Origin of the sequence: Neolewinella sp. (genome assembly GCF_965214665.1) — a bacterium.
GTDB lineage: Bacteria > Bacteroidota > Bacteroidia > Chitinophagales > Saprospiraceae > Neolewinella.
This window is the reverse complement of record NZ_OZ243970.1, coordinates 442559-459764: the sequence shown is the minus strand read 5'-3', so window position 1 is coordinate 459764 and position 17206 is coordinate 442559. Positions and strand designations below refer to the sequence as shown.

The following is a 17206-nucleotide window of genomic DNA, read 5'->3' as shown; positions in this document are numbered from 1 at the left end:
CCCTTAACTCCCTGCAACATGCGCCTCCTCTCCCTACCCATCAACGACGACCTCCTCGAAGTCCACAACAGCATGTGGTCCGGTGTGGAATCCGTCTACTTCAACGGTCAGTTGGCCAGCTCTGGCTTCAGCGTCTTCGGCCGCCACCACTACTTCACTGTTGATGCGGCCGACGGTGACGGCATCGACAAGTTCCGCGTCGAGATCAGCATGACCTGGTCCGGTATCGTAGTCGACGTATTCCGCAACGACCGCTGCCTGCTGGCCAGCAGCAAGACGCCCATCACTCGGGTCGATAGCCGCTTGCTGCCCGAGGGCGACACCAAGCCCTTCCACCTCAAGCGGGCCGAGCGCGAGGAGCCCCGACCTCTCGATGACGAGTTCTTCGTCTAGTGTACCTTCGCCGGCCTAGCCCCGCCACCCATGCCCACCGCCCTTACCGCCATTAGCCCCATTGACGGGCGCTACGCCAGTAAGACCACTCCGCTGGCCGCTTACTTTAGTGAGTATGCCCTGATTAGGTACCGCGTGGTGGTGGAGGTCCGCTACCTCCAGGCGCTCTACCGGCTTGGACTCCCGCAGATAGCATCCGCCAGCGCCGAACAAGTAGCTGCCCTGGACGAGATCATCACGGGTTTTACCGAGTCCCAGGCGGAGACGATCAAGGCCACCGAGCGCATCACTAATCACGACGTTAAGGCGGTAGAGTACTTCGTGAAGGAGCAGCTTAAGGTTCGCGGGCTAAAAGACATTCTGGAGTTCACCCACTTCGGCCTTACCAGTCAGGATATCAATAATACCGCCATTCCCCTGAGCCTGAAGGAAGGGTTGCGGGAAGTAATCTACCCTGCATTTGATCGCCTGTTAGATCGCCTCGACGGACTGGTCGACGAGTGGAAGGGCATCCCTATGCTGGCCCGTACCCACGGGCAGCCCGCCTCCCCTACCCTACTGGGCAAGGAGTTTGCCGTCTGGACGACCCGGCTACGCGAACAACTCCGCCAGCTGAAGGAGGTACCCTTTTCCGCAAAATTTGGCGGAGCGACCGGCAACATGAACGCCCACTACGTCAGCTACCCCGACCGCGACTGGCACGGCTTTGCCACTCGCTTCGTGGAGGACGATCTCGGGCTCCGCCGCAGTTACCCCACCACCCAGATCGAGCATTACGATAACCTGGCCGCCCTCTTCCATGCCCTTAACCGCTGCTGCACCATCCTGATCGATCTGTGCCGCGATACCTGGACCTACATTAGTATGGAGTACTTCCGCCAACGTACGGTGGCCGGCGAGATAGGTAGCTCGGCCATGCCCCACAAGGTCAATCCCATCGATTTTGAGAACGCGGAGGGTAATCTTGGCATCGCGCGGGCGCTCTTCACCCACCTGGCCGATAAGCTCCCCGTTAGCCGGTTACAGCGCGACCTGACGGACTCGACCGTGCTCCGTAACATCGGGGTTCCCCTAGCCCACCTGCTCATCGCCCTCCAGGCTACCGACAAGGGCCTAAGCAAGCTGCTCCTTAACTCCGACAAGATTGCCGCCGACCTTGCGGCCAACTGGATGGTGACGGCTGAGGCCATTCAGAATATTCTCCGCCGCGAAGGGTATCCTCAGCCCTATGAGGCGTTAAAGACGTTGACGCGGGGACGGGTGAAGATTGACGACAAAGTAATTCTTGAGTTCATTGATGGATTGGAGGTACTGCCTGAAGTCAAGGCGGAATTAAAAAAGATTAGGCCGGAAACTTATGTTGGCAAATTTTGAGCTGCGCTAGGGTGCTCCACATTGCCGGAGGTATGGACAGGGCGGGGGTCGAAACGACGATCATGAACCTGTACAGAGCCATTGATCGAACCCGTCTACAGTTTGACTTCCTTTACTTTTCCGATAGAAAGTGCGACTTTGACGACGAGATCGAAGAGCTAGGAGGTAGGATTCACCGACTACACCCTCCGGGTAATCGGCTTGGTCGTTGTCTAGCAACGGCAAATTTTTTACGCAAGCGGAGGTTCTACGTCGCAGTACATGTCCATGACCTGTTTGATGGTGGCATCTATTTAATGGCTGCCTGGCTAGCTGGAATTGAACAGCGGTTAGCCCATGCCCATACTACCAGTGAGAACCTTGGACTTTCCATTTGGGGACGTAGATATCAGCGGTTCTCAATCAGATTAATTCAGAAGTTCGCCACGCGGTACCTCGCCTGCGGGGTTGCCGCAGGTCGTTTTTTGTATGGTGAGGCAAGTGCTTTTTTCGTATTGCCAAACGGCATTGATTTACACCGTTTTCACCGGGATCGAAGGGGCCCTACCGATTACATAAAGCGCATGCTGAACGTAAGTGACTCATGTAAGGTCTTATGTCAAATCGGTCGGCTCGACCAGCAAAAAAATCCAAGTTTCACGCTAAAGGTAGCCTCCGCTCTTCAACGCCGTGGGTACAATTTTCATCTAATTTTTGTAGGGCAGGGCAAGTTGCGTCGCGCGCTAGAAGAAGCGGTTATCGGCGCAGGCCTAGGCGATAGAATATCGTTCTTAGGAAACCGCAATGACGTTCCACAATTGATGGCTGGTTCAGACTTACTTCTGCTACCCTCTCACTATGAAGGTTTCCCCCTGGTGCTAGTCGAAGCGCAGGCGGTGGGGCTGCCCGTTATTGTATCAAATAAGGTTTCTTTAGAAGTTGACTTGGGCTTGAATTTAGTTACTTTCCTTGCTACTGATTGCCCTGAGCGGTGGGCGCAAACAGTCGAACATACAAATTTTCCTATAAGTACATCGGCGGAGCATCGGTACGCTGCTATTCGGGCAGCAGGCCTTGATGTAAAGCAAAATGTAGCGAAGCTGTATGCCCTCTACGCATTGCCCGAATAAACGGGCCTTTCATCAACTACAACAACTGAAGGTTGGCAGCTATTACCGGATCAGACAGAGTGAACGTTCTACACTACGTTGAAGCATTCGACCATACCGAACTGCTCGAACGCTGGCTCCCGGTATTGACAGACATCGAGGGACTTAAAGTGACCTGTCACGTCAAGATTGAGTACGTCCAGTTACTGCGTAAACGCTTTTCTCAGGTTCCCCACCTCACCTTGCGTTGTCCTAGGTACGGACAGGGCTGGGCGAGCTACCTCAAGGAAATAAATTTTACTGAAGATTCACGGCTCGTGATTGCCACAATCGGTAGAAGACCGCACTGGTTCGCTTCCGCAATCGGACGGGTACGCTACTTTGTGGTATTACATAACTTAAACTACTGCTTTGATCGCGGTGCATACCGAAAGGCAGCTCATAGCTTGAAGGAGCTTGTGCAGGATGGTCGGGATTACTTACGAAAGCCTGGTAAACGCCGATTATTTACCCAGGCAGAAGCGCTTCTATACCCCACCGAGCAGTTAGCGCAAGAGGGTAGGCAACAGTTCTTCCTCAAGGGGGCTAGCCATAGAGTTGTTCCATTTGCTGCCAGGCGCGATTGCCCGAAGGTTTCGTACTCGGGCAGCGCCGTCCATCCCCTCAAGGTAATTGTTCCTGGCTCCGTGACTTACCGTGCTAGAGATTACGATGCCCTCATTGAAGCGCTTGCGGTTGCAGTCCCATCGGGCGCGGCAATAGAAATTCACCTAGCTGGTAGAATCATCGATGCTGCTATCCTCCAGCAACTGACCAATAGACTTCCTCACACTATTCAAACAAAAGTCCCATCTGCCGTACAGGTATTCTCTTACCCTAATGGCCTGCAAGAAGAGCAATTTATCACTTTACTTGCTTCTGCAGATATACTTCTTGCTCCTCTCCAAATGGAAGTACCGGTCGGCCGTTACCGAGAACTTCTCGGATTCACGAAAGCCTCGGGCACGCCCTTCGATGCTATTTACTACGGGAAGCCCCTTCTACTTCCCCACTACCATCCATTACGGGATCCAGCAGTCGTTCACTTTTCCGACGGCACTCAATTAGGACTTTTACTGGTGGAATATGCAAATCGCCGCAACTTTCCTACGAATTGTTGGGTCGAACGCAGTGAATCTGCTCTCCGCGATCAATGGATAGAGGCATTAGGCTTACCTAGGTGATCGGCCACCAGGCAGTGATGTGGAGTACCTTCATTGCACCTGCGGCCCCGCCCTAAAAGTCAGGACTGTTCCCAAAGGGATCATTATTACTCGGTCCGATCTCCGTATTCTCGTAGGGGCTCTCGTAGACGTCGCAGTTCATCTCAATGCCGATATCACCGGCCGGTTTGGTCCAGCCCCGTTCGGTGTCCCAGCCGACGGCCTCGTCCTCCTGGGCGGCGCGCACGAAACGGCGGAAGAAGGGCTTGGCCATATTGGAGCCGGCGCCCAGGCGGAGATTGCGGAAGCGGATCCAGCGGTCGTCGCCGCCCACCCAGGTGCCGACGATGAGCTCCGGCGTCAGTCCCATGTACCAGCCATCGGTCTGGTCGTTGGTCGTACCGGTCTTGCCGCCCACGGGGCCCTTGACGCCGCCCAGGTTACCCACCGAGGCCTTGGAGAGCATATTGATCATTACGTAGTTGGCCTGGGGGTTAATGGCCGGCCGCTCCTCCGGCAGGTACTCATAAATGAGCTGGCCGCTGCGGTCGCGGATCTCGGTCAGGTAGACCGGGCGGGTAAACACCCCATTGTTGCCGAAGGTGGTGTAGGCGCCGGTGAGCTGCTGTACGGTGAGGTCCACCGAGCCAAGGGCAATGGAGGGGGCGTCGGGAATTTCCGATTTCGGGATCCCCATTATCGCCACCATATTGCGCACTGGCTCGGTACTCGCCAGCTCCTTCATCAGGTAGGCTGAGATCGAGTTGACGGAGTTTTTTAGCCCCTGGTAGAGGGTGTAGTCCTTGTAGGAATAAACCCCCTCTGAGTTACGCGGCGTCCACTCGCGCTGGAGGTGGAAGTTGCCGTCCCCGGGGCCAATGGTGACCGGCTGGTCGACCACCTTCAGGCAGGGCGTAATGCCCCGTAGCGCGATCGAGGCCGCGTAGATGAAGGGCTTAAAGGTGGACCCCACCTGCCGGCGCGTCGTGACGTGGTCGAACTGGAACCACTTGAAGTTGCTGCCTCCCACCCAGGTGCGCACGAAACCGGTGCTGGGCTCGACGGACATGCTGCCGATCTGTAGGATCATCTTGTGGTAGCGCACGCTGTCCAGGGGGGTCATCAAGGTGTCCGTCTCGTTGCGGGCGTTGCCGTAAGTGAAGACGCGCATTTCAGTTTCCTTACCGAACTCCGTCTTGACGGTGCGCTGTAGTTCAGCCCAGGCCTTTTGCAGCTCCTGAAACTCCGGTAGCCGCATTACCTCGCGGTGGCCTTTGGCAAATTCCTCGGAGATCAGATTGCGGCTCACGGCATCGGCAATCACGCCGGGTGTCCTGGCCTCCTCTACCATGCGCTCGACCTCGCGGTCCGTATGACTGAACCGAAAATCGCGTTGGCCGGTAATCTTGCGCAGTACGGGCGAGAGAATGCTGCGGCGGTACAGTTGGTAGCGGTCGGAATTGCGGATGGCGTTGCGCAGACTCTCCTGGCGGCGCTCTACGCGCACCTCGGTTTCGGAGCCGGGGTTGGTGTAGGTCCAGGGGTCCATATTCTTCCAGTGCTTGAAGAATTCGTCCTGCAACTGCGCCATGTGCACCCGGGCCTCGGCCTCGGCGTGGCGCTGTAGCAGGGGGTCGATGGTCGTCTGGAAGGTGAGGCCATCGCGGTAGATGTCGTAGGCGCTGCCGTCGCTTTTGCGGTAGGCCTCCTGGGCGAGTATCTTTTTGGCCTCCTCGGCCAGCACCATGCGGAAGTAGGGGGCTAGCCCGTCATCGTGTCGCTGCCGGGTAAAGGTCACCCCCAGGGGTAGCGTAGAAAGGGAATCGTACGCCGGCTTCGTGATGCGCTCGTTGCGCAGCATCTGGGCCAGCACCTGGTTACGGCGACGCTCGGCGCGCTCGGGAAAGCGCAGTGGGTTGTACAACGAGGCGTTCTTGAGCATGCCCACTAGCATGGCGGCTTCCTGCACGTCGAGATCGTCCGGGCGTTTCCCGTCAAAGTAGTTCTCCGCCGCTGCCCGAATGCCCTGTGCCCCGTTGATGAAGTCGTAGCGGTTGAGGTACATAGCGATGATCTCCTGCTTGGTGTACTTGCGCTCCAGGCGTACGGCGATGATCCACTCCTTAAGCTTCTGAAACCCCCGCTCGAAGATGTTGGCGCTCACCTGTTCGGTAAAGAGCAATTTGGCCAGCTGCTGAGTGATGGTGGAGCCCCCACCGGCGGATTCATCTCCCAGGATGGCCGTCTTGATCACTACCCGCGGCAGGCTCTGCCAGTCGATGCCACTGTGATCGTAGTACCGCTCGTCCTCCGTGCTCACCAGGGCGGCCTCCAGGTGGGGGCCCAGGTCGTTGAAGTTGACCATTACGCGGTTCTCCACAAAGAAGCGGCCGAGTACGGTGCCGTCGCTGGCCAGTACCGGGCTGGCCTCGTTATTCTTAGGATTTTCGAGCTCGGTCACCGAGGGGAGATCGGTGAAGCTGAGTGCCGTGAAGACTGCAATAATACCTACGGGGATGGCCAGCACCAGGAGCCAGAATACCCTGAGGGCGGTGCGTAGCCAGCCGCGGGTATCGCCTAGTAGGAAGTGGTTTAATCTTGACATCCGGTGTAGTTAGGTAAGTGGGTCGCTGTCGCGCTACGCGCTCGGCTTATCATCCAACCACAGAGGGCGCGGAGGGCCGCAGAGATGTATCGGATGGACCTCTGCGGGCCTCTGCGTCCTCTGTGGTTCAAAACACCTGCAGCGACGGAGTCGCACAGTAAATAACGCAATTGGTGGTAAAGATAATGTACCACGACGGAGGTCTTAGTCCAGCTTCAACACGTCCAGAAATGCCTTCTGCGGCACCTCCACCTTACCGAACTGCCGCATCTTACGCTTACCCGCCTTCTGCTTTTCCAGCAGTTTCCGCTTCCGACTAATGTCACCCCCGTAGCACTTGGCCGTCACGTCCTTACGCATCGCCGAGAGCGTCTCGCGGGCGATCACCTTGGCCCCAATGGCCGCCTGGATGGCGATCATGAACTGCTGCCGGGGCAGCAGCTCCCGCAGTTTCTTACACATCTGCCGGCCGATCTGCTCGGCCTTGCTGCGGTGCACGAGGGCCGAGAGGGCATCTACATTCTCGCCGTTGAGTTTGATGTCCAGGCGCACTAGATCGGTTTCCTGGTAGTCCTTGGGCTGGTAATCGAAGCTGGCGTAGCCCCGGCTCATGCTCTTCAAGCGATCGTAAAAATCGAACACGATCTCGGCCAGCGGCAGGATGAAGTGCAGCTCCACCCGCTCGGGGCTTAGGTAGGTCTGTTTGGTCAGGGTACCGCGCTTGTCGATGCAGAGCGTCATGATGGCCCCGATGTACTCCGTGGTAGTGATAATCTGGGCGGTGATCATCGGCTCCTCCACCGCGGCGCGGTGATTGACGTCGGGTAGCTCGGCGGGGTTGCGGATCTCCGTGATGTTACCCTTCGTATCCATCACCTTGTAGGTCACGTTCGGCACCGTGGTGATCACGTCCATATTGAACTCGCGAAAGAGCCGCTCCTGCACGATCTCCAGGTGCAGCATGCCCAGGAAGCCACAGCGGAAGCCGTAGCCCAGGGCTGCCGAGGTTTCCGGTTCGAACACCAGACTGGCATCGTTGAGTTGTAGTTTTTCCAGGCTATCGCGCAGGGGCTCGAAGTCGTCGTTGTCCAGTGGAAAGATACCGGCGAAAACCATTGGTTTTACCTCCTCGAAGCCCGCCAGCATCTCGCCGGGCCGCTCCTCCAGAGTGACCGTATCGCCTACCTTGATCTCGGAGCTGGTTTTTAGTCCGGTGACGATGTAGCCCACGCTGCCGCAACTGATCTTATCCTGCGGCTTCGGGGTAATTTCCATGGCACCCACCTCATTGGCCTCATAGACCGATTCGGTGGCAATGAAGCGCAGCGTATCGCCTCTATTGAGCTCTCCGTTCATCACCCGCACGTAGGCAATCACCCCGCGGAAGGGGTTAAATACGGAGTCGAAAATAAGGGCTTGCAGCGGTGCCATGGGGTCTCCCGTAGGCGGCGGGATGCGCTCCACCACGGCCCGCATGATCTCCGGCACGCCGATGCCCGTCTTGCCACTGGCCAGAATGATGTCGCCGCGCTCACAGCCCGTCAGGTCGATCATCTGGTCGGCCATCTCCTCAATCATGGCCGTTTCCATGTCGACCTTATTAAGCACCGGGATGATCTCCAACTCATGCTCCAGGGCCAGAAAGAGGTTGGAGATCGTCTGGGCCTGAATGCCCTGGGTAGCGTCCACCAGCAGCAGCGCCCCCTCACAGGCGGCAATGGAGCGGCTCACCTCGTAGCTGAAATCGACGTGACCCGGCGTATCGATCATATTGAAGGTGTAGGCCTGGCCGTCGGTATGCGTATAGTGCATCTGGATGGCGTGGCTCTTAATCGTGATGCCGCGCTCACGCTCCAGGTCCATATCGTCAAGCTGCTGATCCATCTTCTCCCGCTCGTTCACCGCCTGGGTAAAATCGAGCAGCCGGTCCGACAAAGTGCTCTTGCCGTGGTCGATGTGGGCGATGACGCAAAAATTCCGAATGTGCTTCAAGGGGTAAGGGCGTATAGGGGTAAGGGAGGGGCGCTCTGGGCGCGCAAAGATACAACACCCGGCAGGCGGCATCGGGTTGTGGATGCGGGCGGGGCCGCAGGTGCAAGGCATACCGAATGCGCTAAAGTTGCGTTAATGGTGTATACCCGACCGGCTATTTGCTGTTTGAGACTGTTCCCTCTTTATTACATCCCACGATCTTGCTACCATGTCTAAGCTGAACGATTTTCTCCAGGAACTACTCAATAGCCTCTTTCCCGCGCCGCAGCCCGCCCCCCAACCCGTGCGGGTACCCAACCGGCAGCAGGGACCTCCGCGCAAGTAAGCCCGCACCCGCGGCCCCGCCCCCCCCACTCCGCCCCGTAACACTGCCGGGGCTTATGACGTTACTACTGCTAGTCCGGCCGACTGCCGCCGCCGCCGCTTCCGCGCATGCCCGAACAGCCTACTCCCCCGCCCGCCCCGACCCCGCGCCGTAAAGGTCGCTGGTGGAGGCTGCTGCGCCGGATCATCGTTTGGACCATCGTAGGCGTTATGTTTTTATTGGGCCTGCTGCAACTGCCCGACTTTCAAAACTGGCTGCTCCGCCAGGTCACGGAGGGCATCTCCAAGACCCTAGAAACCGAGGTGCGTGTAGACTACGTGCGCCTCTCGTGGTTTGATGAACTCACGCTGGAGGGGCTCTTCGTGGAGGATAAGTACGGCGATACGCTGCTGTACGGACAGCGGCTACAGGCGGACCTGAATCTCCTTTCCCTACTCGACAACGCCGTAGAGATCGAGGCGCTCACCATCGCCGACACCAAATTCACTATTCGGCGCGACCTAGGCGATACGGAGACCAACCTACAAACCACCCTACGCAAACTCTTTCCCCCCCGCGACGCGCCCGGCAAACCGATCAATCTGGCGCTGGACCGGCTGGACTTGGAAAACATCAGCTTCGTACAAAACGATAGCGTGCGCGGGCAGCGCTTCGACGTGCGCCTGGAATCGGCCGTGGTACGCATGGATCGGCTCGATCTGGCAGATCGCGTAATCGCCGTAGCTAATGCCGAGATCCGCCGCCCGTTGGTGCACCAGACCACCTTCTCCCCCGCCCCGCTGACGAATGTGCCGGAGCTAGATGCCGCCATCCGCCAACTGGACACTACCGCGGTAGACAGTAGCGTGGGCAGCCTGCAGATCCTGGCCGAAAGCATTGAGATCATCGACGGCTCCTTTGTACTGGATAACTTCCGTAAAGAAGCCATCGAGGTGGCCGAGCTCACCTCCGTGGATTTCGGGCGGCTCAACACCCACGACGTAGACCTGGAACTGACGGAGGTCGACTTCCAGAACGGAGAGTTTCGGGGCAAGCTGAAGCACCTGAGCCTGGAGGAGCAGAGTGGTTTTGTGCTTAACCGCCTGAGCGTAGAGGATCTACTGGTCACGCCCACCGAGCTACAACTCTACGACCTGGTGCTGACCACGCCGGCCAGCGAGCTATCGGACTCCCTGCGCTTCACCTTCCCCGGGGGCTGGAGTGACTGGGGGGACTTCAACGACCGGGTGCGGATGGACATCGGGCTTACCCCCAGTACGCTGGCGGTGCGTGACCTGCTGTACTTCGCCCGTAAGCTGCGGTCTAACCCCTTCTTTATAGACAACCGGGAGCGGAGTATCCGGCTCGGGGGAGACTTCAGTGGCCGGGTCAATAACCTGCGGGCTACCGACGTGGTGCTGGGGCTAGATGACAACAACTACCTAGAGGGCAGCTTCAGTAGCCGCAACCTGGCCCAGCCGGGCTCCGAGGCCCTGAACCTGAAGCTGGACGTACTAAAGTCGAACGTGACGACGCTGCGCCGACTGATCCCCCGTATGAACCTGCCGCCTAATTTTTCCAAACTCGGACGGCTCGATTTTAACGGGCAGTTCGACGGCTTCTTTACCGACTTTGCCGCGAAGGGGGATCTACGCACCGACATCGGGCGGGCGGTGCTGGACATGCGCATGAACATCGAGGGCGGGGCCCGGCGGGCGGAGTATAGTGGGACGCTTTCCCTCGATGACTTTGCCCTGGGACGCTGGACGGACAACGCTCAGCTGGGCAACGTGAACTTCAGCGCCGCGATCGACGACGGCGTCAGTCTCTTCCCCGAAACCGCCAGCGCTAATCTCAATGCGACGGTAGAAACCCTGACATTCCGCGGCTACCGCTACGAAAACGCCCGCATCAATGGCCGGCTCGAGCAGCAATTCTTCAACGGGAGCTTCGAGATCGCCGACGAGAACATCGACCTAAGCTTCCTGGGGGAGCTCGACTTTCGCGATACCGTGCCTGTCTTCGACTTCCTGGCCGAGATCAACAAAATGGACCTCCGGGCCCTCCACCTGAGCGAGCGGCTGGTGGTGCTCTCCGGGGATGTCGACCTCAACCTGCGCAACCTAGTCTTCAGCGAGATGGAGGGCCGGGTGGAGCTCGACAGTTTCCAGATCGTGCGCGATACTGCCCTGATCGAGATCGGCCGCCTGCTAGCCTACTCCAACTTCAATGCCGCGGGACAAAAGGTCGTCAAGCTCGAAAGCGACGTGGCGGAGGGTGAGATCATCGGCCGCTTCGACATCAACGAGGTGGCGACCAGTCTGACGGATTACCTAGTGACCTACTACCCGGGTTGGGCGCGGCGCCTGAAGATCCAGCCCCCGCGCACCGTGCCGGAGCCCAACCGCTTCAGCTTCAACCTCACGGTGCTCGATTCTAAGGGACTGAATCGGCTCATCGATCCTAAGCTCGGTCCGCTCGTGGATGTACACCTGACGGGCAGCTACGATGGCTTCGAGGACCGGCTCGACGCTGAGCTGCTGGCTCCCCGCTTTAGCTTCGATAACATCAGCCTGGTCGACCTCATCGTACGCACCAAGGGTGAGGGCTCCGAGGGCGAGCTGGACCTGGTTATCGATACCACCCTCATCAACGGCAATCCGCTGCTGGACCAGCTCACACTCCTCAGCCTGATCGACCGCGATACCATCACCTTCGGTATCAATTACGGCGGCAACGTGGGCGTATTCCTGGATAAGCTAAATCTAAACGGAGAGATCACCCTGCCGGATAGCGCCAACTACGCCATTCGCTTCGACGAGTCGGATTTAGTACTGTTCCAGGAGCCGTGGACGATCCGGCGCGATAACCGCATTGTAGTTGGCCCGCAGTACATCGATACCCGCAACTTCAGTCTGCGGAGCGGTGAGCGACGCATTCGACTGGCCAAACAGGGCACACGTGGATTGGAACTGGACCTGGAGAACATGGCCCTCGGACTGGTGGACTCCGTCTGGACGTATCAGCCGTTAGACTTCAGTGGGCGGGTGAACGTACACCTGGGCGTAGACGACGTCTTTAAGCTACAGGGCCTGAGTGCGGAGGTGCGCAGCGATAGCTTTCTCATCAACGGTGATAGCTACGGCGACATGCGCATGGACCTGCGCGCGCCTAATACCAAGGGCCGCCTGACCGCCTACATGAACCTCGACCGCGATACCTCCCAGCTCATTGCCGAGGCGACCTATAACCTGGGCGACCTTAGTGAGGACCCCCGCGTGGACCAGGCCAAGAACTACCTCGACCTCACGGTGGACCTCACTGGCTACCCCCTCGACATTGCCCGTTACTGGGTGGGCGGAGCGGTCTCGAGCATCGTCGGCAAGATCGACGGGCAGCTCAACGTGACGGGGCCGGCCGGTAAGCCCGACGTCAAGGGCTACATCGATGCTACGGCGGGCGCCTTTACACTCGACTACCTACAAACGCGCTACCACTTCGACGACAGTCGGGTACGCATCACCAATACGCTCTTTGACCTGGCCGGCACCCAGTTGCTGGATCGGTACAACAATGTGGCCCGCCTTACCGGAGGTATCACCCACGACCGGCTTAAGGACCTGGGTATTAACGCCCAACTACAGACGGATCGCTTCCTAGCGCTCGACCTGGCTCCGGGGCAAAACCCCACCTTCTACGGGCGGGCACTGGGGCGGGGCACGGTCAGCTTTACGGGCAATTTTCGGCAGACGGACATCTACGTGCGGGCTACGGTAGGCAACGAATCCCGGCTGTCCATTCCGGTAGCCGCCGGCAGTGGGGCCGGGGCCATCGACAACGTCCGCTTCGTAAACCGCAGGGTGTACAAGGAGGAGGAAACGGAAACGGCCGTGGCCGACCCCATCGGGGTGAGTCTAGAGATGGAAATCGAGGTCACCGACCAGGCCATCGGGGAGATCATCTTCGACGAGGATGTGGGCGACGTGCTGCGGGGGCAGGGAAATGGCGATCTGACCATCCGTATCCCCCGCGACAGCGACCTACAGATGTACGGCACAATCGCACTGACGGAGGGGGACTATCTCTTCACGCTCTATAAGGTGGTCAATAAGGAATTCACCGTGCGGCCCGGCGGTACGGTGACCTGGTCGGGCGATCCCTTCGCCGCTCAGATCGATATCCAGGCCGACTACCAGAATCTGAAGACACCGATCCTGCCCTTCATACGGGAATATATCCCGGCTTCCAGTACCGATGCCGGGAACCGGGACCTACAGCAGACGGCCGCCCGTGCAACGGATGTCGACCTGACGCTGAAGCTTTCCGGCATCCTAACCCAGCCGAATATTGCCTTCGACATCGCCTTCCCGTCGCTGGACGGTATCCTAGAAAACTATGCCAACAACAAGCGTCGGCAGCTACTGCTCGACCAGAGTGAGCTTAACCGACAGGTGTTCGGCCTGATCGCCGTCGGACAATTTCTCCCCTCCGACCTCAGCTTCAACGTAGCCGACGTAGCCGTCAATACCGTCAGTGAGTGGCTTGGCAACTACCTCAGTCTGCTGCTCAACGATCTACTACGGGATGCCTTCGGGGAGGACGCCTTCATCTCCGGCTTCGACTTCGACATCGACTACAACAACTATACGTCCAGCACTACCACCGGTAACACTACGGACGTGGTCAGCGGACAGGCGGTAGAGTTTTCCTTCCGTCGCGATCTAAACAACCGGCTTACCCTACGCGGCGACGTCAACGTACTAAACAACCGCGTCAGCAGCACGGCCACCACCGGCACCTTCGTGGGCAACGACATCGTGCTGGAATATGTACTCAATAATAGCCGCTCCCTCAAGCTGCGGGTCTACCAGCGGCGGCAACCCGACATCGCCAATACGCGCCGCCTCCAGGTGGGCACCGGACTGAGCTGGAAACGGGAGTTTGACAACCTGGACGAGTTCTTCGCCGCCTTCCGCAAGGACACCGGAAAACGCTAAGTTTGCGCGCATGAATTTTGATCAGCGTAAAGCCGCCCTCGAGCAGCTGCACACCCAGCTCATCGAGCGCCCCAATGCAGCCGTCAAACCCGGCAACGGCATCTACACCCGCTACCAGCACCCCATCCTCACCGCCGACCATACCCCGCTGTTCTGGCGCTATGACCTCAACGAGGAGCGCAACCCCTTCCTGATGGAACGCCAGGGCATTAACGCCACCTTCAATGCCGGGGCCATTCTCTGGGAGGGTAAGTATGTACTGGCCGTGCGCGTGGAGGGCAACGACCGTAAGAGCTTCTTCGCCATCGCCGAGAGCCCTAATGGCGTCGATAACTTCCGCTTCTGGAACTATCCCATCACCATGCCGGAGGTCGGTCGCGACACGACCAACGTCTACGACATGCGCCTTACCCACCACGAGGACGGCTACGTGTACGGCCTCTTCTGCGCCGAGCGCAAGGACCTCGACCAGCCCGACAACCTCAGCGCCGCCGAGGCCCAGTGTGGCATCGCCCGCACCAAGGACCTGAATACCTGGGAGCGCCTCCCCGACCTGATCACCTACAGCGGCCAGCAGCGCAACGTCGTGCTTCACCCCGAATTGGTCGATGGCAAGTACGCCATGTACACCCGCCCCCAGGACGGCTTCATCTCCGTCGGTAGCGGTGGCGGCATCGGCTGGGGACTGAGTGAGTCCATGGACGGTGCCGAGATCAGGGAAGAGGTGATCGTGGACGCCAAGGCCTACCATACGATTAAGGAGATCAAGAACGGCCAGGGCCCCGCGCCCCTCAAAACCCCGGAGGGCTGGATCCACCTCGCCCACGGCGTGCGCAATACCGCCGCCGGCCTGCGCTACGTCCTTTACCTCTTCGTCACCGAGCTCGACCGCCCCTGGCAGATCAAGTACGCCCCGGCCGGTCACCTCATCGCACCGCAGGGTGAAGAGCGCGTCGGCGACGTCAGCAACGTCACCTTCACCAACGGCTGGATCCGCAACCAGCAGGACGAGGTGTTCATCTACTACGCCAGCTCCGACACCCGCATGCACGTAGCCACCACCACCGTAGCCCAGCTCCTCGACTACGCTAAAAACACCCCACCCGACGGCCTCACCTCCGCCGCCAGCGTCCGCGCCCGCTCCGCCCTCATCCGCCAGAACCTAGAGAATAATTAGCCTCACCTGCCACACGGCACCCATAACCCCGTAGGGGTTCCCCCGCCCCGACCCCGGACGCTAGTCCGGGGGGCGAAGCCCCAGCCACCGCAGGTGGCCCACCACCATCCGCCAGTCCTCTCCCACCCCGTAATCCCGCGCGTACAGCAGGTTCAGGTGGTGCAGGGTATCCGCATCCAGCTCGGTAGTCTCTATGCCCGGCCAGAGTACCCCCGGCCGTAATCGCGGCAGCAGCTCCCGCTGCGGATCGCCCGGGTGGTAACCCACCCAGCTCCGCCTACCCAGCAGTACCCCGATGGCGTTACGGAAAAACCCACCCTTATCCCGCACGAACCAGACGAGCAGCGGTGAGAGCAGCAACAACACCACCGCCCCCAGCCGGTCAAACAGCCACTTCCCCCGCCGGTAGGTCGGATCGTTAATGCGCAGGTTCACGTCGATGGTATAGAGCGTGCCCCGCTGGTCGCGGCGGTGGCTACCGATGATGCTGCCACTGGCTTCGGGCAGGATACGGTACTGTATATCCGGGCCCAGCCGGGTCATCCACCCCTGAATGGCTGTATTATCCAGGTCGGCCGAACAGAAGATGAGTTCCTCGACGCGGTAGAGCCGGGCCAGGGTCTCCAGACGGTCCGTGCTCCCGATCGATTCGTCGGCACCTGCGGCCCCGCCCCAGGGTTCGCCGGTGGGAGCGATGTGGCCGAGGTAGTTACGGGTAGCGCCGGCGCGCTGGAGGAGGCTGAGGGTGCGCTGGGTCTCGGCACGGCCCCCCACGATGATGAGGCGGCGCTCGTGGGACTGGTCGATGCTGCCGTAGGTAAGTGCGCTGGCCGTGGCCCGTACGCCCAGGGTCCAGACCGTCGTCCAAGCCGCGCCCAGCACGAGCAGCGCCCTACTCGGACGAAACTCCTCCGGCAACAAGCCGTAAATGGCCAGTAGCAGCAGCGTACCCACCGCCAAACTACGCAGCAACCGCCCGTAATCGTACGGCCGGTCGTAGCCGCCGCCGAGAAAGATACTGCCCGTCCACAGCAGCACGTAGGCCGGAAAGTGTACGTAGTGGATGGTATCCGGAAAGTAGTCCGGGTCGCCGAAGTGGTAGGCGGACCAGAGCCGTTTGAGCAGCCGCAGGCCTACGTAGATGCCCAGGGCGTCGATGAGGGGAAAGCGGAGGTGCTGCCAGAGGTTGCAAACTACGGTAAGCACGGCGCGCAGGTACACGGCCAGCTGCATCATCCACACCAGCAGCCGGGCCTGGGAGCCGGCGAAGTGCTTGCGCGCAAAAATGATCATGGCCTGGTAGAAGACCCGCACGTAGTTCAGGCTGCCGCGCTTGGTGCTCTCGCCCTTGTAGTGGATGATGCGGGTCTCGGGCAGGTAGTAATTTTCGTAGCCCTCCTGCAGCAGGCGGTAGCTCAGGTCGATGTCCTCGCCGTACATGAAAAAGGCCTCGTCGAGCAGGCCGACTTCCTCCAGGGCCGAGGCGCGCATCCACATAAAGGCACCGGCCAGCACCTCGATACGGTGGGTCTCGTCGGCCGGAAGGTAGCCCAGGTGGTAGTGGTTAAAGCGGCGCGAGCGGGGAAAAAGCCGGGCCAGTCCAAAGGCCTTCGTGAAGGCAACCCAGGGCGTGGGCAGTCCCCGTTTGCTCTCGGGTAGAAAGCGGCCGCTGCCGTCGATCATGGTCACGCCCAGTCCGCCCAGCCGGGGGTGGGCCTCGGCAAAGGCGTAGCAGCGGCGGAAGGTATCCTCCTGCACCACCGTATCGGGGTTGAGCAGCAGTACGTACTTGCCCCGGGCCTGGCGCAGCGCCTGATTGTTGGCGACCGAAAAGCCGGGGTTATCACTATTGGCGACTAGATGTACCCAGGGGAAGCGGCGGCGCACCAATTCCACGGAGCCGTCGGCAGAATTATTATCCACCACCCAGGTTTCGGTGTCCATCCCCTCCGTAGCCCGTTCCACGCTCAGCAGGCACTGCTCCAGGAAGTAGCGCACGTTGTAGTTCACGATGACGATGGAAAGCTGCACAGCCGGCAAAGGTAGCACCGGGGCGGGGCCGCGGGTGCAAACA

At 59.5% G+C, this 17206-nt stretch carries 9 protein-coding genes and 1 pseudogene; 7 read left to right on the top strand and 3 right to left on the bottom strand.

Features of this window, described 5'->3' with window-relative positions; translation table 11 throughout:
- Window positions 1-18: 18 nt before the first annotated feature.
- The 5 genes and pseudogenes from ACOOHD_RS02315 to ACOOHD_RS02295 all read left to right on the top strand — a co-directional run bounded on the left by ACOOHD_RS02315 (window position 19) and on the right by ACOOHD_RS02295 (window position 4078).
- Window positions 19-393 carry a hypothetical protein gene (locus tag ACOOHD_RS02315; RefSeq protein ID WP_420459950.1) on the top strand — a complete coding sequence of 125 codons (375 nt, stop codon included), beginning with the start codon at window positions 19-21 and terminating at the stop codon, window positions 391-393.
- Between the two features lie 30 nt (window positions 394-423).
- The gene (gene purB, locus ACOOHD_RS02310) at window positions 424-1767 is read left to right on the top strand and encodes an adenylosuccinate lyase (protein WP_420459949.1); all 1344 of its coding nucleotides are present in this window, start codon (window positions 424-426) and stop codon (window positions 1765-1767) included.
- A 32-nt stretch (window positions 1768-1799) separates the two neighbouring features.
- Window positions 1800-2276: pseudogene (locus ACOOHD_RS02305) on the top strand (glycosyltransferase); the annotation flags it as partial.
- Window positions 2277-2330: 54 nt separating this feature from the next.
- On the top strand, window positions 2331-2876 hold the full coding sequence (locus ACOOHD_RS02300; RefSeq protein ID WP_420461401.1) for a glycosyltransferase: 546 nt from the start codon (window positions 2331-2333) through the stop codon (window positions 2874-2876).
- 32 nt (window positions 2877-2908) lie between these two features.
- The gene (locus ACOOHD_RS02295) at window positions 2909-4078 is read left to right on the top strand and encodes a hypothetical protein (protein WP_420459948.1); all 1170 of its coding nucleotides are present in this window, start codon (window positions 2909-2911) and stop codon (window positions 4076-4078) included.
- Between the two features lie 52 nt (window positions 4079-4130).
- On the opposite strand, the gene ACOOHD_RS02290 is transcribed toward ACOOHD_RS02295, so the two are convergent.
- Window positions 4131-6662, bottom strand: a complete 2532-nt coding sequence (locus tag ACOOHD_RS02290) for a transglycosylase domain-containing protein (protein WP_420459947.1) — start codon at window positions 6660-6662, stop codon at window positions 4131-4133.
- A gap of 204 nt (window positions 6663-6866) precedes the next feature.
- The gene (gene lepA / locus ACOOHD_RS02285; RefSeq protein WP_420459946.1) at window positions 6867-8654 is read right to left on the bottom strand and encodes a translation elongation factor 4; all 1788 of its coding nucleotides are present in this window, start codon (window positions 8652-8654) and stop codon (window positions 6867-6869) included.
- 534 nt (window positions 8655-9188) lie between these two features.
- On the opposite strand from lepA, the gene ACOOHD_RS02280 reads away from it, so the two are divergent.
- Both ACOOHD_RS02280 and ACOOHD_RS02275 read left to right on the top strand, forming a co-directional pair.
- On the top strand, window positions 9189-13955 hold the full coding sequence (locus tag ACOOHD_RS02280; RefSeq protein WP_420459945.1) for a translocation/assembly module TamB domain-containing protein: 4767 nt from the start codon (window positions 9189-9191) through the stop codon (window positions 13953-13955).
- A 10-nt stretch (window positions 13956-13965) separates the two neighbouring features.
- Window positions 13966-15132, top strand: coding sequence for a glycosidase (locus ACOOHD_RS02275; RefSeq protein ID WP_420459944.1), 1167 nt, complete (start codon window positions 13966-13968; stop codon window positions 15130-15132).
- 60 nt (window positions 15133-15192) lie between these two features.
- On the opposite strand, the gene ACOOHD_RS02270 is transcribed toward ACOOHD_RS02275, so the two are convergent.
- A complete protein-coding gene (locus ACOOHD_RS02270; RefSeq protein WP_420459943.1) occupies window positions 15193-17163 on the bottom strand; it encodes a glycosyltransferase family 2 protein in 1971 nt (656 codons plus the stop codon).
- Between the last annotated feature and the right edge of the window lie 43 nt (window positions 17164-17206).